Below are 18,122 nucleotides of genomic sequence, written 5' to 3' on the forward strand. Positions count from 1 at the left end.
GAGCGCGTCGGCGTTTTACCGCCCGCCGCGCCCTATCAAAAAACGGGGAAGGACCATTCTTCCGTCAAATACCCGACAGGCCCGGAAGACAACAGGCTTATCGCCTTTGCCGATCAGAGAAAACCGAACTTCTTCATCCGGTAACGGAAGGCGTCGATGCCAAGATTGAGCTTCTTGGCCGCCTTCGACTGGTTACCCTCGGAGGTTTCCAGAGCCTGGCGAATCAGTTCACGCTCGACATCCTCGATGTCGATGCCTTCCTCGGGCAGATGAACGCTGAAAGAGCCGACGGAGGAACCGCCGGTCTTGGCGACGAGTTCCTGGGGCAGATGTTCGAGCAGCAGGGTTTCTTCGTTTTCGAGGATGATGGCGCGCTCGATGATATTGCGTAGCTCGCGGATATTGCCGGGCCAGGCGTACTCAATAAGAAACTTTTCCGCCATTTTCGACACGCCCTTGACCGACTTGCCAAACTCGCGATTGAAATGGGCGATGAAGTGTTCGACCAGGGGCATGATGTCGTCACGACGCTCGCGCAGGGCCGGAAGCTGGATGGGGATGACCTGGATGCGATAGTAGAGGTCGGCGCGGAAGACCTTCTCTTCAATGGCCTGGAGCAGATCCTTGTTGGTGGCCGAGATGATGCGCACGTCGACCTGGATATCCTTGATGCCGCCGACCCGACGGAAAGAGCGGTCCTCAAGAACCCGCAGCAGTTTGGCCTGCATGCCGGGAGCCATGTCGCCGATCTCGTCGAGGAAGAGGGTACCGCCGTCGGCGAGCTCCAACAGGCCTTTCTTCTGCACCTTGGCATCGGTGAAGGCCCCCTTCTCGTGCCCCATCAGCTCGCTTTCGAGCAGGGTTTCCGGTACCGCCGCGCAGTTGATGGCCAAAAAGGGGCGCTCGGCGCGGCTGCTCTGGTAGTGGATGGCCTTGGCGATCAGCTCCTTACCGGTACCGCTCTCCCCCTGGATGAGAATCGTGCCGGCATCACTCTTGGCGACCTTTTCCACCATGGCGAGGACATTCTGCATGTGCCGGCTGCGGCCGACGATACTGCCGGAGCTGTACTTACGGGACTGCTCGGAACGCAGGTGCGCCACCTCGCGACGGAGTTCGCCGTTCTCCAGGGCCTTTTTGATGACGATGGCCAGCTCGTCGAGATTGAAGGGCTTGTTGATATAGTCGTAGGCACCCATGCGCATGGCCTTGACCGCAGTTTCAAGCACCTCCAGGGCGGTGACCATGATGACGATGATCTCCGCCTCCATCTCCTTGACCCGCTCCAGCACGGTCAGCCCATCGATGCCGGGGAGCTGGATGTCGAGAAGCATCAGATCGGGAACGTCATCTTTGACCAGCTTCAGCGCATCTTCACCGCTGGCGGCGGTAACCACGTCGTACCCCTGCTTCTTCAGGTTCTGTTCCAGGGACCAGCGAATCAGATGTTCATCGTCGACGACCAGTATTTTCTGTTGACGCACGGTTATCCTCTTTGACAATTGGCGATGTCCCCGGCGGAGACGGGAAGTTCGATGGAAAAGACAGTCCCTTCGCCGAGTCGGCTCTCGACCCGGATGTCGCCTCCCTGCTGCTCCATCAGGCGACGGCAGATGGCCAGGCCCAATCCGGTTCCCTGGGCCTTGGTGGTGTAGAAGGGAGAGAAAATCTTCTCCAGTTCGCCCTCGGCGATGCCCGGCCCGGTATCGCTGACGCTGATTCGCGCCAGCGACTCTTTGCCGCCGGCGACTCGGGCGGTCTCCACGGTCAGGGTGCCGCCCTGCTCCATGGCCTGGAGAGCATTGATCATGACGTTGAAGAGTACTTGCTGCAACTGCTTTTCGTCGGCCCAGACAGGGGGGAGATCCTGGTCTAGACTCTTGACGCGGTGAACATTACGCGATTCCGGGTGCTGGACGACGAAGAACAACGTCTTGTTGACCAGCTCGTTGAGATCGACATAGGTGGGATCAGGTTCGCCGGGCTTTCCGAAGAAAAGCAGATCGCCGGCGGTCTTGTTCAGGCGGCTGATCTGTTCGAGCACCTCGGCGACAATCCGCCGCCGGGGATCGTCCTCTGCGTAGTCATCGGCGAGCACGGCGATGGCGCTGCCGATGCCGGCCAGGGGATTCTTGATTTCGTGAGCCACGCCGGAAGCCATTTCCCCCACGGATGCGAGACGATCGGCTCGCACCATCTGCTGGTAATGGTACTGTTCCAGGGTTTTACGAGCTTTCTCCAGGTTGTCTACCATCGAGTTGAAACTGCCGGCCAGACTGCCCATTTCATCGGAAGCCAGGGGGGTGACCCGACCGCTCAGATCGCCCTGCTCGACCCGGGACATCTGTTCGATCAGGGAATGAATCGGCCGGCGCACGAAGCGCAGCAGCAGAAAGGCCGCCCCGACCGAGAGCAGAACGAGGATGGCGAGGGTAGAAAAGACGAAAAACTGGGTCGATGCCCGCAGCTTCTGCCGAGTATCGGCGAGGGAGTAGTTCAGGTTAAGCAGCCCGAGGACCTGATGCCCGCTGCCGTGGCAGCCGTAACAACGCGTGTCGCCCATGATCGGCTTGATAATTCCCAGCATTTCCTGCTCGCCATAGCGGAAAATGGCGTGGTCACGCCGGTTCTTGAAGAGCGCCAGTTCATTGAAGCCCACCTGTTGGCCGATCTCTTCAGGGTGCGCCGACTTGAGAATAGTGCCGTCGGTGGAGAAGACGCGCAGGGCGCTGAGCTGGGGATTTTCGCCGACGGACTGGAGAATCACCTGCACCTCGTCGTTCTGCCCCGTACACATGTTGTTAAAGATGGCCTTTTCGATGGTGGCCAGCAGCAGGACGGCGTTTTGCCGGGTCGAACCGACCAGATGCCGATGCTCCCGCTGCAGATGGAACAGGGTCAGAATGCTGATCCCGACGGTTAGCAACAGAATGTGCAAAAAGATGACGCGCGTAACGAGACTTTTGAAAAACAATGCGCCCCCAGGCTTTTAATCAGTTGGCCGGAAGATCCCCGGCGGCGGTCGGTACGCCCGCGCCTTGCGTGGTGCCGACGCGATTCTTCTCGGACGAGTAGGAGAATTCCCATTCGCTGTATTTTCCGCGGTTGGCGAAGGTGTCGTATTCCTCGGGAAAGTCGTCTTTCTTGAAGGGTTCGTCGTTGCTCGAACTGCGCACCCCCTTGATCCCCCCGGCGGGATCCTTCACCACCACCCAGTCGCCGCCGGTCATAGGGTCGGGATAAAGCCGTCGCAAATGGCGTTTGACCTGGAGTGAACGCGGGTCACGGAGCAAATCCTCAAGGCGCTCAGGGGAACGCCGGAGGCCGCCGTGATTGATCTGCCGATAGCTTTCGAAAGCGCGCCGGTACTGATCGCCGCGCCAGAGCAGTTCCTCTTCCCGCTCCCGCTGCATGAGCGAGCGCCAGCTCGTTCCGGCCATGCCGAGGGTGAGACCGATGACCACCACCATGACCAGTACCGTAAGCAGGGTCACGCCCCGCTGGTTTCCGGAAAAACCGCGTCGCGAGGCGAATCCTGTCATCACTCAAGAATCCTCACCCATAAGATAAGAGAGAATGATGTCATCGAGGCTGGGGGCTTCAGGGACTTTCGTCGGAGGCGGCTTGACCGTCGGAGAGGCGGCCGCGACCGGGGCGGGTCCGGCGGCTGGTGGGGCGACGGGACGCACCACCTCGGCCGAAATTCCCGGCGCCGAAGCGGGACCCGCAGGAGTCGCGCACGAGGGGGAGGGACCGGATGCGGCCGAAGCCGAAGCCGCTCCAGGTCCCGAAGCGCCGGAAAGTTGCGTAGCGGCTGCGAACCTGAGGTTCTCGATACGCCCGTCGAACTCCCCTTCCTTGAGCCGCCGCAGCATATCCCGATGCTGCTGTTTCATCAGCTCCTCGACCCGCTTTTCCAGCTGCTCCACGCCACGCTGATCGGCGTAGGAAGTCTTGGTCGACGCGAGAATGGTGCCGCCATGGTAAAGGAGGGTGACAACCTGGGGGTTCTTCTCCCCGCCGTCCTCGGTCTGGACGTGGTAAACGCCCCCCTTGTAACGAAAATTATGGTTGAAACCAAAGACCATGCCCGCCTCGCGACCTAGTGAAATAACGGTTCATTGTTAACACATTACGCGAAATGGCGCAAGATCCGCCCTCTGGACTCTCAACGGGCCAGCAGCGCCTTGACCTTGGCCACCGCTTCAAGGGCATCGGCGGCGTAGAGATCAGCGCCAATGGCGTCGGCGTAATCCTGGGTAACCACCGCTCCACCAACCATGGTGAAGACCTTGATTCCGGCCTCACGCAACTGCCCCAGAACCACCTCCATCTGCTGCAAAGTGGTGGTCATCAGCGCCGAAAGACCGACAGCATCGACCTGATGCGTGCGGGCGGCGTCGAGAATGCGCGCGGCGGGAACGTTCTTGCCCAAGTCAATGACCTCGAAACCGTGGTTTTCCAGTAGGGTGCAGACGATGTTCTTGCCGATGTCGTGAATATCCCCTTCGACCGTCGCCATCAGAATCTTACCGAGGCTTTGGGCGGCGTCGCCGCGCAGCTCCTGCTTGAGGCGGGCGAAAGCGGTCTGCATGGTCTCGGCGGAGAGCATCACCTGGGGGAGGAAAATCTGATTACGCCCGAAGCGCCGCCCGACCTCCTCCAACCCCGACAAAAGGCCTTCATTGCTGATCTGCAACGGGGAAAGCCCCTCAGCGAGGGCCCGTTCCACCAAAGCGACGATGCCGTCCTTGTCCCCTTCGATGACGGCATACCCAAGGAGCTCGCGGATTGCCGGTTCCGGCCCTTCCCCTTTCGGCACCACCGGCACCGCCTGGGCACCGCCGTAGACGGCGATGTACTCCTCGGCCCGTTCGTCCTTGCCGAGGAGGACCATAGCCGCGCGGAAGGCGTCCATCATCCGTTCTTCCTTAGGATTGACGATGGCGGCGGCGAGTCCGGCCTCCAGCGCCATGGCGAAGAAGGTCGCCGAGAGCACCGGCCGGTTGGGCAGGCCGAAGGAGATGTTGCTCACCCCAAGGACCGTGGCCAGCCCCAGTTCGTTCCGTACCGCGCGCAGAGCGCGGATGGTTTCCATGGCCCGCTTCTGCTCGGCGGAAACGGTCAGGGTCAGGCAGTCGATAACCACATCCTCCTTCGCCAGCCCGGCCGCCAGTGCCGCTTCCAGAATCTTGCCGGCAACCTGTGTCCGTCCTTCAGCGGTTTCGGGGATGCCGGTTTCGTCTAGGGCCAGTCCGATCACCGCCGCGCCATACTTGCGGGCCAGAGGCAGGATAGCGCACCGGCTCTTCTCCTCGCCAGAGACGGAATTGATCAACACCTTGCCGTCCACCGCCTTGAGCGCCCGCTCCAGCGCCGCCGGGTCGGAGGAATCGAGAACCAGCGGCGCGCCGCTGACACCGCTGACGGCATAAACCGCCCGTTCCAGGGCGGCCGCCTCGTCAACCCCGGGGGTGCCGCAGTTGACGTCGAGCAGCACCGCCCCGGCCCGGGTCTGCTCTTGGGCCTCGCGGCGAATGTAAGCGGTCTTCCCTTCCCGCAGCTCGGCGCTGTAGGCCTTCTTACCGGTGGGATTGATGCGTTCGCCGATGATCGCGCAGGGAGCGTCGCCGCCGATCTCCACCACCGCCGAGCGGCTGGAGAGGAAGCCGCGGCGCTTCGGCGGCGTCCAGCCCTGCTCCCGGACGTCGAGGGCGTCGCGCATAGCGCGGATATGAGCCGGAGTGGTGCCGCAGCAGCCGCCGATAACCCGGGTGCCGAGGGCGATCAGCCGATCATGGTAGGCGGTCATCTCCTCGGGAGTGCCGGGAAAGACGGTGCGGCCGTCGACCAGTTGCGGCAATCCGGCGTTGGCCTGGGCGATGAGCGGGCGGGCGGTCACGGTGCGCATCTTTTCGAGAATGGCGTAGATGCCGTCGATGCCGAGGCCGCAGTTGGAGCCGATGACGTCAGCGCCCAAGGCATCGAGGGTGACGGCAGCGGCCTCCGGCGGGGTACCAAGGACGGTGCGCCCGGCGTCGTCGAAGGTCATCTGGGCGATGATGGGCAGTTTCGAGAATTCGCGGCAGGCGATCACCGCCGCCCGCAGTTCGCGGATATCGAGGAAGGTTTCCATGGAGATGAGATCGGCGCCACCTTCGACGAAGGCCCGCACCTGCTCACCGAAGATCTCGACCATCTCGTCGAAACCGGCATCCCCCACCGGCTGCAGAAAGCGTCCAGTCGGACCGACGGAGGCGGCGACGAAATGCCCGGGACCGGCGGCCCGACGTACGATCTCCACCCCCGCCCGGTTGATCTCGGCGACCCGTCCCTCCAGACCGTAATGGGCCAGCTTGACCCGACTGCCACCGAAGGTGTTGCTCACCAGGATATCCGCCCCCGCTTCGGCATAAGCGCGATGCACGCCCTCAACCACTGCGGGAAACTCCAGGTTCATCGCCTCAGGAGAGGCGCCGGGTTTGAGTCCGCGCTCCTGCAGCATGGTGCCCATGGCGCCGTCGAGCACCAGCACCCGCTCCTTGATGGCTTGAAGAAAATCGGCCATGTCATTCCTCGTTGGGTTGAGCGGCGCCGGCGTCAAACCGGGACCGGACCAGGGAAAAATCGGCGGGGATCGGGCCGCGCAGATCGACGTGCCCTTTGAGGGTCTGCACCGGTTCCCCCTCGATGAGGATCCGGATCTGGCGGATATGAGAAAAATTGGCGGCCAGGGTATTGGCCAGGGCCTGCACGGTGAGCAGCTCACTCATGCTCCCCCCGGGATGACCGGAAACCAGTTCGCGGCTGAAGCTGACCCAGGCCGTCGTCCCGTCAATAGTCACCGTCTGCACCCGGGTGCGGGGTGGCAGCACCGGAACCAGGGCCCCCTTGGGGCCCGCGACCAGAACTTCCAGGGTACGGCGCAGGCACTCCTCCAGTTCCGGACAATCCTCGATCCGACCCGTCTCCGCCTCCAAGCCGTCACCGGCGACGGTGGCGAAATAAAGCTGGACCTCGCGCATCACCGGCGGCGGTTCGGACGGCGGCGGGGGCGGAGACGACGGCGCGAAAAACCAGCGCCCGAGCAGCAGTCCGGCCACGCCGATCAGAGCAATCACCAGCATCGGCCACAGCCTGTGACCGACGGTTTTTTTTCGTGGCGCAACCATGGAGAACCTCCTCAAGGGACACAGTCGTCCTTTTTTCGCGAAGACCGATTCTGTTCAGTCGAGGCTGACCTGGGTCACCCAGGTCAGGTCGCGGCCGAGAAAGGCGCCGCCCACCCGGACGAAGCGGGTCGGAATATCGGTGACGAAAAAACGCGGCGCGGCGGGGTCGCTCCGGCGTGGCAGGCGATGGCCGTTGAGCATGGCCTCGACGGTGCGAGAGGTCTCCTCTGCCGAGTCGACCAGGGCGACCTGATCGCCGAGTACCTCGCGTAGGGTCTGCTTGAGCAGGGGATAGTGGGTACAGCCGAGCACCAGGGTGTCGATCCCCCTTGCCATCAGCGGCGCCAGGTATTCCCGGGCGGTGAGCCGCGCCACCGGATGTTCGGCCCAGCCTTCCTCGGCGAGGGGCACGAAGAGGGGGCAGGGGGCGGAGAAGACCTCGATGGTCGGATCGAGGGCATGGATGGCGCGGGTGTAGGCGCCGCTGGCGATGGTTCCCTCGGTGCCGATGACCCCAACTCGGCCGCCGCGGGTCACCGCCACGGCCTTGCGCGCGCCGGGCTCGATCACCCCGACCACCGGCAGGCGGAAGCGATCCTCCAACTCGGTCAGAGCGACCGAAGAAGCGGTATTGCAGGCCACCACCAGCATCTTGACCCGCTGTTCGACGAGAAAAGCCGCCGCTTCCAGGGCGTAGCGCAGAACCGTCGCCGGGCTCTTGCTGCCGTAGGGGACACGGGCGGTATCCCCGAGATAGACCAGTTCCTCGCCAGGGAGCAGGCGCAGCATTTCCTTGAGGACGGTCAGACCGCCCACCCCAGAATCGAAAACCCCGATAGCACGTTCGGACAAGGCGCGAATCTTCTTTCCACGAAAATTAAAATAGGGGTCGATAGTAGTGAAGCGCCCCGGGAAAGTCAAGGATACGAGGGGTTTTTGCACTTTACCTTTACCGGCGAAACCTGTTATCGTTCAGCAAATATATAGGAGAAGTCGGATTCCGGAGGAATCCGCGGAGTTGCCATGGATTTTTCCTCTTTTCTCGAATTTCTGCAGCAGTTTGAAACGGGTCGGGTGATCGCCGCACTGCGCGAAGTCGACCTGAACAACCTGCTGCACAACCCCTGGCTGCTCGGCGGCATCGCCCTGCTGACCATTACCGCCCTGATCATGCGCTGGCGGGTGCTGCTCGTCACTCTCTTAACCGTTGCCGGCATGGCCGGCCTGGTGGTGCATACCCTGAGCAAGGGGGCAACCGCCGGCGAGCTCGGTACCCAACCGCTGGCGGTTTTCATCCTGGTCGGCGCCGCCATCGTCTTCGCCGCCATCTACTTTCTTTTCATCCGGGGAGAATAGGCGCGTCGCACCGATACCGTGCCGCCCCCCCCCTCCTCCTCCTCATCATTATCATCTACCGGCCGCTCAGCGGCCCTGCTCCACACGAGGTACGCATGTCCCTGAAAAAACGTGATCTGCTCTTTGTCGTCATTGTCGCCGCGGTCTTCGGCATTTTTTACGCCATCTCCGGCGACATCAAGACCGCCCGTGTTCCCTATGACGACAATCACAAGCAATACCTGGCCGTGGTCCAGAGCGACGGCAAGATAGCGGCCGAAAAGTTTTGCAGCGAATGCCATTATAGCGGCGGCCCCGCTCCCCTGCCCGACGACCAGAACCACAAATCCCCCTCCCGCTGCCTGATCTGCCACAAGTGGGAAGAGCGTTGATCCTCGACCTCTCGGCGAACCTGGAGACTCTTTGCCGCCATCTGACCGAAACCCTGCCCGAACTGTCCCACATCGACTCGGCGCGGGTGCTATTCGCCGTCGCCCGCTCCCGCGCCGAGGGACGGCACGGCATGCTTGCCCGCATCGCCCCTTTGCGCTTCGCCGGCGGCGAGCGGGAACTGACCCGGCGCCGGGGCCCCTGGCGGGAAACCTACCGGATGCCGACCCTCAACCACGGCGGCCGGGAAATCCATTATCTGATCACCGTCTTCGTCCCCCGCTTTCTCCGCCTCTCCTTCGCCGAAAAGCTGGCCACCATCATCCACGAACTCTACCATATCTCCGCAGCCTGTGACGGCGACATCCGCCGGTTTCCCGGCCGCACCTTTGCCCACGGCTCCTCGCGGGCCGGGTTCGACCGCATCGTCGCCCGCCTCGCCGACGCCTACCTGAAGAGCTCGCCGCCCCCGGACGTTCTGGCCTTTCTCCACCTGGAGGAAACCGCCTGGCAAGGAGGCGCTCTGCGTCTCACCGGGTTGCGGGTGGCGGTCCCGCGAGCCAAGATCGTCGCTCGCACGCGCGCTTGAAGAGCTTTTTGCGACTGTAAAGATGAAGTCCTACTGAAAAAAGCAAGGAGGTGGTGACGAGCGGAACCACATCCTGCCATCCGAAAAGTTTTCATTCCCGTAAAACGCCACAGGGCCTCCGAAAAAAATCTTGTTCGCTTGTGGGCTCGGGGGAAACCCTGACCCGCGAGGATTTCTTCTTCCGGTAAAAAAAACCACGGCCGAACAGGTCGTGGTTTTTGTCGTTTGCCTTTTCGGGTTTTTTCGCCGGATCAGAGACCGCGCAGGGAAACCCGCTCCACATAGCCCTCGGCGACGCGGGCGAATTCCGCGAGACGTTCCGGCGAATGCGGCCTGATGGCACGCCACTCCTCGGCCAGAGCATAGCGGGGGATATATTGCTGAAGCACCCAGTGGCGGGCGCCGACGATCGCCTTTCCCATAGGGGAGAAATCGGGCTCCTCCACCAGTTTCGGCACGCAGGTGGTACGGATTTCGTAGGGAACGGTGGAAGCAAGAAGCACCGAGATGGAGCGGCGCAAGGCGTCGGGGTCGACTGGTGCGCGGTGGAGTTCTCCATAGCGTTCCGGAGCGGTTTTCAGGTCGAGGGCGAGGTAATCGACCAAACCTTCGGCAAGAAGCCGCTCCAGCACGGCGGGAGCGAGGCCGTTGCTGTCGAGCTTGACCTCCAGTCCCAACGCCTTGACCTCGCGCAACAGCAGCGGCAGATCCCGGTCGAGGGTCGGTTCGCCGCCGGAGACCACAACCCCGTCGATAAAATTTCGCCGCTCGCACAACTCGGCAAGAAGATCTTCCAGGGGATAGTCGGGATACTGCTCGGGATCGAGCACCAGGGTCGAATTATGACAGAAGGGGCAACTCAGATTGCAGCCGCCGAAAAAGATCAGCGAGGCGATCCGTCCCGGGAAGTCAAGCAGGCTGGTGCCCTGAAAACCTTTGATTTTCATGAAAGTTCCGCCAGTAAAAGAACGGGATCGCTCCCATCCCTGAAAACGGAGGATGGATACCGTAACCTCAGTCCCGCGCCGGCGCCGGGGCAATAACGAACTCGGTGCGCTCCTTGAATTCCTCCTTCTTCCCCCGATTCCACTGCTGCACCGGCCGGAAAAAACCGCAGACGCGGGAATAAACCTCAGTCTTTTCAGTACATTTTTCGTTCATTCGCTTTCTCCTCGGATGATAGATACAGAGTGGTCACGCCGCCTGATGATGCGGACATTCGAAATGCTCACCGGCGATGTAGCCATGTACCGGGCAAATGGTGAATGTCGGGCTGATAGTGAAGTAGGGCAGACGGAAATTCTCGGCGATGCGTTTCACCAGCAGCCGCGCGCCGCGCCAGTCATCGATGCGTTCGCCGAGAAAACCGTGAAAGACCGTGCCGCCCGTGTACAGGGTTTGCAGACTGTCCTGGTGGGTCAGGGCCTGGAAGATGTCGTCGGTACAACCCACCGGCAGCTGAGTCGAATTGGTGTAGTAGGGCTCGTCCTCGCCGGCGGTGATGATGTCGGGGAACATGGCCCGATCCCGCTGGGCGAGACGGAAACTCGTCCCCTCGGCAGGGGTCGCCTCCAGATTGTAGAGATGCCCGGTCTCTTCCTGATAGGCTTCAAGCAGACTGCGCATAAATTGCAGGGTGCGAATTGCCAGATTCTTCCCTTCGGAGGTATCGATGCCGCTGCCGACGAGATTGAGGCAAGCCTCGTTCATGCCGATCAGGCCGATGGTAGAGAAGTGATTGTCCCAAAAGTTGCCGCTGCGCTCACGGATCCCCTCAAGATAGAAACGACTGTAGGGATAGAGCCCGTCCGCGGTGAAACGTTCCAGCTGCTTGCGCTTGATTTCCAGGGACTCCTGGGCCAGGCGCATGAACTCGGCAATGCGGTCGAAAAAGGACTGCTCGCTCTCGGCCAAGTAGGCGGCGCGGGGCAGGTTGATGGTGACGACGCCGATGGAGCCGGTCAGCGGGTTCGAGCCGAAGAGCCCGCCCCCGCGCCGACGCAACTCGCGGTTGTCGAGACGCAGGCGGCAGCACATGGAGCGCGCGTCCTCCGGATCCATGTCCGAATTGATGAAATTGCTGAAGTAGGGGATGCCGTACTTGGCGGTCATCTCCCAGATCGGCCGGAAACGGGGGCTCTCCCAGTCGAAACCGGCGGTGATGTTGTAGGTGGGAATGGGGAAGGAGAAGATCCGCCCCGAGTTGTCCCCAGCCATCATCACATCGCAGAAGGCGCGATTGAAAAGATCCATCTCTTCTTGGAAGTCGCCGTAAACGGCGTCCATCAGCTTGCCGCCGATGATCACCGCCTCGTTCGCCATGTTTTTCGGCGGGCTCATGTCCAAGGTGATGTTGGTGAACGGCGTCTGGAAGCCGACCCGGGTCGGCACGTTCATATTGAAGATGAACTCCTGCATCGCCTGGTGGACCTCGGCGTACCCAAGCTTGTCATAGCGGATGAAAGGGGCGAGCAGGGTATCGAAGTTGGAGAAGGCTTGGGCTCCGGCGGCCTCCCCTTGCAGGGTATAGAAGAAATTCACGGCCTGGCCGAGGGCGGTGCGGAAGTGGGCGGCCGGGGCGCTCTGCACCTTGCCGTAGGCGCCGGTGAAACCTTTCAGGAGCAGATCCTTGAGATCCCAGCCGCAGCAATAGACCGAGAGCATCCCCAGGTCGTGGAGATGAAAATCTCCCTGGCGATGGGCATCGGCGATGGGGGCGGGATAGATTTTGTTGAGCCAGTAGTTGCTGGTGATGTTGGCGGCGATGTGGTTGTTGAGCCCTTGCAGCGAATAACCCATGTTGGCGTTTTCATTGACCCGCCAGTCCTCCTGAGTGAGGTAGGAATCGATCGAGGCGATGGACTCGCGCATGAACTCCCGAGTTTTGCGCAGGGCCTCGCGCTGCTTGCGATAAAGGATATAGTTCTTGGCCACCTTGGCGTGGCCGTTTTCGATGAGGATCTTTTCCACCAGATCCTGGACGTTCTCCACCGTCGGCACTTGGCCATCCTTGTAGAGCACCTCAAGAATGCCGACGACCTGACGGGCGATGCGCCCGGCCTTGTCCATGTCGCTGCCGCCTACGGCGCGCACCGCTTTCTGAATCGCGCCGACGATCTTCTCTTCCTCGAAGGAAACCAGACGACCGTCCCGTTTGCGAATGAATTTCACCATTTTTCCACCCTCCCAACCGTATTCAAACAACGGAAGAACCTTAGCACAGGCGCCGTTCCAGTCAAGGACAAAAACCCCATATATTGGCGAAAATTTTCTCGCAGGCCACAACATATTGTGAATATCCCGTGGACAAAACTGTGGATGAAAGTCCCGCCGGCAGGTGCCGCCCGGCCCCCGGACGCTATCCCCTTGACCCGTTCGGGCGAGCGTGCTACACAGGCAAAAACCTGCCCGCCCCGGAGGATCCATGAGTAACCTGACCCGTTTCGGCATTTCCATCGATGAACGTCTGCTCAAGCGTTTTGATGAACTGATCACGGAGAAGGGTTACAGCAACCGCTCGGAGGCGATCCGCGACCTGATCCGCAACGCCCTGATCGAAGAACAGTGGGCGCGGGGGGAGGGGGAAACAGTGGGGACCGTCACCTTGGTCTACAACCACCATACCCGCGACCTCTCCGACAAACTCACCGAGCACCAGCACAACCACCACGACGCCATCGTCTCGGCCCTCCATGTCCACCTCGACGCCCACAACTGCCTGGAGGTGGTGGTGGTCCGGGGACCAGCCCGGGAAGTCAAGCGCCTGGCCGACGAGCTGATCGGCACCAAGGGAGTCATCCACGGCAAGCTGGTGACAACCACCACCGGCGCGGGTTTGCCCTGATCGCTCCTTACCCCTTTGGGGAGCGACATAAATCCGCCAGCGCCAATGCCCTGCACGAAGGCCAGGTCGTCACCGACGACCCCACCGCCGATCTGAACCGCCAAACAACGTAAAAACCGGCCCTCCCTGACGGAAGTGACCGGCTTTTTTTGCATGCCTCTTGGCTATCGTTTTTTGCCCCCCGTCAAACTCCCGCCACCCCCGGCGGAATCCGTTCCTCGCAAGGGATACCCACTTGACAGAGGCCGCAGGGGGTGACTTCGGCGCCGAGCAGAGTTCGGGCGTGAATCGCCGTAACTTCGCGGATATAGGCGTGACATTTGACCTTGTCGTATCCCCTTTCATCAATTGCCCCGACCAGCGGCAACCCCCAAACCGCCTCCCCACCGTCACCGGTCAGGGAATTCGCCGGCGATTCAGCACAGAACGCTTTGACTGTTTCAACGATCATCCCCGCAAGATTCATCGCGCCCTCCTCACTCCTCTCTCCCCCGCCAAGGGGCGAAGAGATACTCCAACCCGTTAACCTTGATTTCGTGCACCTCTTGCAGCTGACGTCCGAGCTTCCCCGGGGGGAACCCCTGACCGGCGAGCCAGACGACGTAGGGCTCGGGCAGATCGATCAGCCGCCGACCCTGGTATTTGCCGTAAGGCATGCGCGCCCGCGCCAGTTCGAGCAGATGCGCCGGATCAAGTCTCGGGGTCTCCATCCTCAGCCCAGCCTCTCCACCAGTGCGAGAAAACGCGGCAAGGTCGCAGCCCGCTTCAGGTCGCGTACCGCCATAGTAAAATCGGGATCGTCCATGGCGCAGAGCACCGCCTTGAGCTTGGCCAGCACCTGGGTATCACCGCAGAAAAGCTCCCGGTAGCGGCCATGCAATCCGCGCAGATATCGGCGCAGCATCGCGGAACGCTCGGACCGGCTCGGCGTTGCCGACGCCCGCCCCCGCAGCCGTTCAAAAAGGAGCGGGTCGGCGATCGCCCCGCGCCCGAGCATCAGCCCGGCGGCACCGGTCGCCCCCAGCACCCGCAAGCCCCCCTCGGCGGAGCGGATGTCGCCGTTGGCAATGACCGGCAGGGTGGTGGCGCGTACCACTTCGGCGGTGAGGGCATGATCGGCCTCTCCGGCGTATTCCTGCTTGACGGTGCGGGGATGGAGAATGAGGAAATCGACCTCGGACTTCTCGAAAAGCGGAAGTAACGAGAAGATCTGCCGGGGATCGTCATAACCGGCGCGCAACTTGACGGAGAAACCGCCGGCGACAGCCGCGCGCAGAGCCGGCAGCAGATCACAGAGCAGATCGGGACGACGCAGCATGTTGCCACCGGTCAAGCCCGAGGTGGTCCGCCCGTAGGGACAGCCCATATTGAAGTTGATGTGGACCGCCCCCGCCGCCTGTGCCTCGCGCGCCGCCGCCGTCAGCGCGTCGACGCCGTGGCCGATGAGTTGGGTCACCAGGGGGATGCCTCCTTCCGTGGCGGCAATCTCCCGGCGATCGGCGGCGGAAACGCGACGCTTGACCGAGGCGCCGTGAACCCGCACGAACTCGGTAAAAAGAACATCCGGGCACACCCAGGCGGCAAACTCGGCGCGCAGTGCGCGGTTGGTCAGGCCCTGCATCGGCGCCAGCATCAGCGGCCGGGTGCCGTCACTCCAAGGCAGCGCGGCGCGGTTAGACATCGAGATCTTCCTGTTTGCGCGCCTCCTTGGAGGCATAGAGCTGCTGATCGGCGACTTTGAGCAAAGCGGCGGTATCGCCGATGGCGTCGTTCTCGCTGGAGGCGATCCCGTAACTGGCGGTTATCCTGATCGGCTCTCTGTCGACCAAGAGGGGATGTCGCGCCAGGTCGCCAAGAATCCGCACCATCAGCTTTTCCGCCCGCTCCCTGCCCGTTTCGGGGAGAATGAGCACGAACTCGTCGCCGGCGAAGCGGGTAACCACATCCGAGGCACGACAGAGACGGCTCAATCCCGCCGCCAAGTGTTTGAGCAGCAGATCGCCACAATCGTGTCCGTAAGTATCGTTGACGCGCTTGAAGTCGTCGAGATCGATGAAGACCAGGGAAAGGGGGCGGGCATAACGGCGGGCCCGGTCGAACTCCCGCTGCAGAATGCTCTCCATCGCCCGCCGGTTGAGGAGCTCGGTGAGGGGATCGTAATGGGCGACCTTCTGCAGCTTTTCATGGGCGGTGACGTTGGAAAGACAAAGGGAAACCTTGAGCGCCAGCCGTTCCACCAGCACCGTGTTCAACCCCGGGGCGTAGCGGGAAACGGAACGGTCGGCCAGATTGAGGCTGCCGACCACCTCACCGTCCAAAGTAACCGGCACCAAGGCCAGGGAACCGAGCGCCTGGAGCCCCGAAGCGGGAAGCAGGCGCAGGTAGCGATGCAGACCCTCGTTGACCAGCAGCGGTCGCTCGGTGTCGGGAAGAAGCTGCGCGAAGGTCTCGCGGTCGACGACCTTGATCCGCTCGCGCAGCAGCTTGCTCGTCGCCGAATGGCGGATCAGACGAGAGAGATCCACGTCGTCGAGGAGGCTGAACCAGACTTGGGGGATGGCGAAGATCTCACCGATATCGAGGAGCAAATGCTCGAAGAAATCCCGGAAATTGAGGACTGAAAGAATGCTACTCTCCACCTCGTGAAACTTGCGGGCCAACTCTTCGTTCTCGCGGAAGCGTTCTATCAGGGTAAGTTGATCCATGGCCCCTCTCCCGGGGAAGTTCCTGGTCATTGAAATAATCCGGGAAAGCCGAGTTTCCGGCGCAAGGGGGGAAAGAAAAATGTTCTGGTCTATCCCGCCGCCGCTACCAGCCACACCGCCAACCCGAGAGCAAGCAGGGAGGTGAGATACATCAGCCGCACGGCGGCGTGGTAGTCGGCCACCGAAACCGGATGGGCGTCGTCCCCCAGCGTTGCCTTTTCAACCCGGATACCGAAGTAGACAGCCGCTCCGCCCAGCCGCACGCCCAGGGCACCGGCCATGGCCGCTTCGGGAAAACCGGCATTGGGACTGGCATGTCTGCGCGCGTCTCGCAGCATGATGCGCCAGGCTCCACGAATCCTAAGCCCGGCCAAAGGCGCAGCCAGAACCATCAGCATTCCAGTCAAGCGCGCCGGAAGCAGATTGAACAGGTCGTCGAGGCGGGCCGAGGCCCAGCCGAGCTCGCGGTAACCGTCGTCGCGATAACCGACCATGGAATCGAGGGTGCCTGCCGCCTTGTAGAGCAGAGCCAAAACCGGCCCTCCGACGGCCAGGTAGAAGAGTGGGGCGACCACCCCGGACGAGGTGTTTTCCGCCACCGTTTCGATGCAAGCCCGCAGGATGCCTTCTTCGTCGAGGGTCGCGGTCTCCCGTCCGACAATCAGCGCCAGGGCGCGCCGGGCCTCGGCCGGCCGCTTCCCTTCGAGACAACGCACCACCTCGCGGCTTTCCCGATGCAGGGCGCGCAAAGCGAGAGTCGTGTAGGCCAACCAGATGCCGACGATCAGGGCGGCCAAGGGATGGATCTCCGCCGCCAAGCGCAACAGGGCCCAAGCGAGCCCCCCGGTCACCAGCAGGGTCAGAGCGGCCAGCAGCGCCCCGGCCAGGCGACGGTTATCGAAGAAACTGGCGAAGAGAATTTCGAGACGGTTGATGACGGCACCGACCAGCATCACCGGATGAGGCATGGGCGGATCGCCCAGCAGCAGATCGAGGGCGAAAGCCGCCGGAATCAGCCAGTCCATGGCGAGTTCACTCCCCGTTTGAGTCGTTTTTCAGAGCGATCGCCAAGACGATGCGGCCATGCTTCTTTTTCGCCACCAGCAGTCGCCCGCCCCGCGAGGAGAGAATCGCGGCCCCTTCGCAGTCGCCCTCCCCGGCTGCCAAAGCGGGGGTTTCATGCCCCTCGACGGGCAGATCGAAACGCCGGGCGAAGTCGCGCAGCCCCGGCTCTTCGACCCGGTCGGCGGCGCTGGCGATACAGGCCACGCTCGCCAGCGCCAGAAAAGCCCGCTCCAACTCCCAGGCCACCGCCCGCTCGAACTCCCCGGCCGAGACACCCGGCTCGCAACCGATGCCCAGCACCAGATCCCGGGGGCGCAGCAAGAGCAGATTGGGCAGCCGATCGAGATTGGGAACCAGGCGATGGGTGACAAAGACCATCCCCGCCGCACCGCTGTTCAGAGCGGCGCTAAAAGTCTCCGCGCGTTCCACACCGGGCGTCTCGATGAAATGATGGGCGATGCGGCCCCGCCGGTCGACCAAGGCGATCTTCTCGCCGCGCGCCAGCTTATCGTTGAGATCCCGCAGATTGGCCGGCGGTTCCACCACCAGAGCCGTCTGCCGAGCCGCTTGGTCCCAGGAGGTCTGACCGTCGACACCGGGCGCAGTGGTAATGACCGCCCGCCCACCGGTGATCCCCGCCATTTTCCGCGCCAATTCGTTGGCCCCGCCGAGGCGGCCGGCCAGGAGACTGACGGCGAAATTGCCCGCCTCGTCCATCACCACCACCGCCGGATCAAGGGAGTTGCCCCGCAGATGGGGAGCGAGCAAGCGCACCACGACCCCGGCGGGAAGGATGCAGAGCAGTTCCCGATGGCGCCTGAAAAGTTCCGGCAGCAACTCCGCCAGAGGCATCTCGAAATAGTGTCCGCCATCCCCCTCCCACAGCCGTTCCGGAAGATAAAAGACGCAATCACCGGTCCTGGCGGCGATTTGCCGGGCCAGCCGCGCCCCCGCATCCGTGATAGCGACCATAGCGAGACTCAATTCAGACTCCCGAATTCGTGAGAAACAATTCCTGGTGC

Annotated in this window: 18 protein-coding genes and 1 pseudogene; 4 read left to right on the forward strand and 15 right to left on the reverse strand. The window is 62.3% G+C overall.

Annotated features, from left to right (window positions below; translation table 11 throughout):
* Positions 1-113: 113 nt before the first annotated feature.
* The 7 genes from RBR25_RS00610 to murI all read right to left on the reverse strand — a co-directional run bounded on the left by RBR25_RS00610 (position 114) and on the right by murI (position 8,024).
* Positions 114-1,484 carry a sigma-54-dependent transcriptional regulator gene (locus tag RBR25_RS00610; protein WP_432817579.1) on the reverse strand — a complete coding sequence of 457 codons (1,371 nt, stop codon included), beginning with the start codon at positions 1,482-1,484 and terminating at the stop codon, positions 114-116.
* A gap of 2 nt (positions 1,485-1,486) precedes the next feature.
* Positions 1,487-2,974 (reverse strand): sensor histidine kinase, encoded by a 1,488-nt coding sequence (locus tag RBR25_RS00615; protein WP_432817580.1) that lies wholly within the window; start codon positions 2,972-2,974, stop codon positions 1,487-1,489.
* A gap of 19 nt (positions 2,975-2,993) precedes the next feature.
* The gene (locus RBR25_RS00620; RefSeq protein ID WP_432817581.1) at positions 2,994-3,545 is read right to left on the reverse strand and encodes a type II secretion system protein; all 552 of its coding nucleotides are present in this window, start codon (positions 3,543-3,545) and stop codon (positions 2,994-2,996) included.
* Positions 3,546-4,088: a hypothetical protein gene (locus tag RBR25_RS00625; protein WP_432817582.1), complete on the reverse strand. Its 543-nt coding sequence runs from the start codon at positions 4,086-4,088 to the stop codon at positions 3,546-3,548.
* An 80-nt stretch (positions 4,089-4,168) separates the two neighbouring features.
* Positions 4,169-6,568 (reverse strand): homocysteine S-methyltransferase family protein, encoded by a 2,400-nt coding sequence (locus tag RBR25_RS00630; RefSeq protein WP_432817583.1) that lies wholly within the window; start codon positions 6,566-6,568, stop codon positions 4,169-4,171.
* 1 nt (position 6,569) lies between these two features.
* A complete protein-coding gene (locus RBR25_RS00635; protein ID WP_432817584.1) occupies positions 6,570-7,172 on the reverse strand; it encodes a GerMN domain-containing protein in 603 nt (200 codons plus the stop codon).
* Between the two features lie 54 nt (positions 7,173-7,226).
* Entirely contained in the window at positions 7,227-8,024 is a 798-nt protein-coding gene (gene murI / locus RBR25_RS00640; RefSeq protein WP_432817585.1) for a glutamate racemase, read from the reverse strand.
* Positions 8,025-8,195: 171 nt separating this feature from the next.
* On the opposite strand from murI, the gene RBR25_RS00645 reads away from it, so the two are divergent.
* From RBR25_RS00645 to RBR25_RS00655, 3 genes are all read left to right on the forward strand, one after another.
* Positions 8,196-8,528 (forward strand): hypothetical protein, encoded by a 333-nt coding sequence (locus tag RBR25_RS00645; RefSeq protein WP_432817586.1) that lies wholly within the window; start codon positions 8,196-8,198, stop codon positions 8,526-8,528.
* A 95-nt stretch (positions 8,529-8,623) separates the two neighbouring features.
* Positions 8,624-8,899, forward strand: a complete 276-nt coding sequence (locus RBR25_RS00650) for a cytochrome C (protein WP_432817587.1) — start codon at positions 8,624-8,626, stop codon at positions 8,897-8,899.
* Positions 8,896-9,486, forward strand: coding sequence for a putative metallopeptidase (locus RBR25_RS00655; protein ID WP_432817588.1), 591 nt, complete (start codon positions 8,896-8,898; stop codon positions 9,484-9,486). The genes RBR25_RS00650 and RBR25_RS00655 overlap by 4 nt, the downstream gene beginning before the upstream one ends.
* A gap of 251 nt (positions 9,487-9,737) precedes the next feature.
* On the opposite strand, the gene RBR25_RS00660 is transcribed toward RBR25_RS00655, so the two are convergent.
* Both RBR25_RS00660 and RBR25_RS00665 read right to left on the reverse strand, forming a co-directional pair.
* The gene (locus tag RBR25_RS00660) at positions 9,738-10,433 is read right to left on the reverse strand and encodes an anaerobic ribonucleoside-triphosphate reductase activating protein (protein WP_432817589.1); all 696 of its coding nucleotides are present in this window, start codon (positions 10,431-10,433) and stop codon (positions 9,738-9,740) included.
* A 67-nt stretch (positions 10,434-10,500) separates the two neighbouring features.
* Positions 10,501-12,660 (reverse strand): annotated as a pseudogene (locus RBR25_RS00665) (ribonucleoside triphosphate reductase).
* A gap of 250 nt (positions 12,661-12,910) precedes the next feature.
* Between RBR25_RS00665 and nikR the strand changes: the two are divergent.
* Complete coding sequence (nikR, locus tag RBR25_RS00670) at positions 12,911-13,330, forward strand: nickel-responsive transcriptional regulator NikR (RefSeq protein WP_432817590.1); 420 nt, start codon at positions 12,911-12,913, stop codon at positions 13,328-13,330.
* A gap of 184 nt (positions 13,331-13,514) precedes the next feature.
* Here nikR and RBR25_RS00675 read toward each other — a convergent pair whose 3' ends face one another.
* From RBR25_RS00675 to RBR25_RS00700, 6 genes are all read right to left on the reverse strand, one after another.
* Positions 13,515-13,796 carry a hypothetical protein gene (locus tag RBR25_RS00675; protein ID WP_432817591.1) on the reverse strand — a complete coding sequence of 94 codons (282 nt, stop codon included), beginning with the start codon at positions 13,794-13,796 and terminating at the stop codon, positions 13,515-13,517.
* 10 nt (positions 13,797-13,806) lie between these two features.
* Entirely contained in the window at positions 13,807-14,040 is a 234-nt protein-coding gene (locus RBR25_RS00680) for a DUF3820 family protein (protein WP_432817592.1), read from the reverse strand.
* Between the two features lie 2 nt (positions 14,041-14,042).
* Positions 14,043-15,011 carry a tRNA dihydrouridine synthase gene (locus tag RBR25_RS00685; RefSeq protein WP_432817593.1) on the reverse strand — a complete coding sequence of 323 codons (969 nt, stop codon included), beginning with the start codon at positions 15,009-15,011 and terminating at the stop codon, positions 14,043-14,045.
* Positions 15,004-16,035, reverse strand: coding sequence for a GGDEF domain-containing protein (locus RBR25_RS00690; RefSeq protein WP_432817594.1), 1,032 nt, complete (start codon positions 16,033-16,035; stop codon positions 15,004-15,006). The genes RBR25_RS00685 and RBR25_RS00690 overlap by 8 nt, the downstream gene beginning before the upstream one ends.
* An 89-nt stretch (positions 16,036-16,124) precedes the next feature.
* Positions 16,125-17,060 carry an adenosylcobinamide-phosphate synthase CbiB gene (gene cbiB / locus RBR25_RS00695; RefSeq protein WP_432817595.1) on the reverse strand — a complete coding sequence of 312 codons (936 nt, stop codon included), beginning with the start codon at positions 17,058-17,060 and terminating at the stop codon, positions 16,125-16,127.
* 7 nt (positions 17,061-17,067) lie between these two features.
* Positions 17,068-18,084 carry a cobalt-precorrin 5A hydrolase gene (locus tag RBR25_RS00700; RefSeq protein WP_432817596.1) on the reverse strand — a complete coding sequence of 339 codons (1,017 nt, stop codon included), beginning with the start codon at positions 18,082-18,084 and terminating at the stop codon, positions 17,068-17,070.
* Between the last annotated feature and the right edge of the window lie 38 nt (positions 18,085-18,122).

This window comes from Trichloromonas sp., from assembly GCF_034006665.1.
Taxonomy (GTDB): Bacteria; Desulfobacterota; Desulfuromonadia; order Desulfuromonadales; family Trichloromonadaceae; genus Trichloromonas.

Coding starts and splice junctions, on each gene's coding strand:
- RBR25_RS00625 (WP_432817582.1), bottom strand. CDS start 4,088: ATGGTCTTTGGTTTCAACCATAATTTTCGTTACAAGGGGGGCGTTTAC.
- RBR25_RS00630 (WP_432817583.1), bottom strand. CDS start 6,568: ATGGCCGATTTTCTTCAAGCCATCAAGGAGCGGGTGCTGGTGCTCGAC.
- RBR25_RS00635 (WP_432817584.1), bottom strand. CDS start 7,172: ATGGTTGCGCCACGAAAAAAAACCGTCGGTCACAGGCTGTGGCCGATG.
- RBR25_RS00645 (WP_432817586.1), top strand. CDS start 8,196: ATGGATTTTTCCTCTTTTCTCGAATTTCTGCAGCAGTTTGAAACGGGT.
- RBR25_RS00650 (WP_432817587.1), top strand. CDS start 8,624: ATGTCCCTGAAAAAACGTGATCTGCTCTTTGTCGTCATTGTCGCCGCG.
- RBR25_RS00660 (WP_432817589.1), bottom strand. CDS start 10,433: ATGAAAATCAAAGGTTTTCAGGGCACCAGCCTGCTTGACTTCCCGGGA.
- nikR (WP_432817590.1), top strand. CDS start 12,911: ATGAGTAACCTGACCCGTTTCGGCATTTCCATCGATGAACGTCTGCTC.
- RBR25_RS00675 (WP_432817591.1), bottom strand. CDS start 13,796: ATGAATCTTGCGGGGATGATCGTTGAAACAGTCAAAGCGTTCTGTGCT.
- RBR25_RS00680 (WP_432817592.1), bottom strand. CDS start 14,040: ATGGAGACCCCGAGACTTGATCCGGCGCATCTGCTCGAACTGGCGCGG.
- RBR25_RS00685 (WP_432817593.1), bottom strand. CDS start 15,011: ATGTCTAACCGCGCCGCGCTGCCTTGGAGTGACGGCACCCGGCCGCTG.
- RBR25_RS00690 (WP_432817594.1), bottom strand. CDS start 16,035: ATGGATCAACTTACCCTGATAGAACGCTTCCGCGAGAACGAAGAGTTG.
- cbiB (WP_432817595.1), bottom strand. CDS start 17,060: ATGGACTGGCTGATTCCGGCGGCTTTCGCCCTCGATCTGCTGCTGGGC.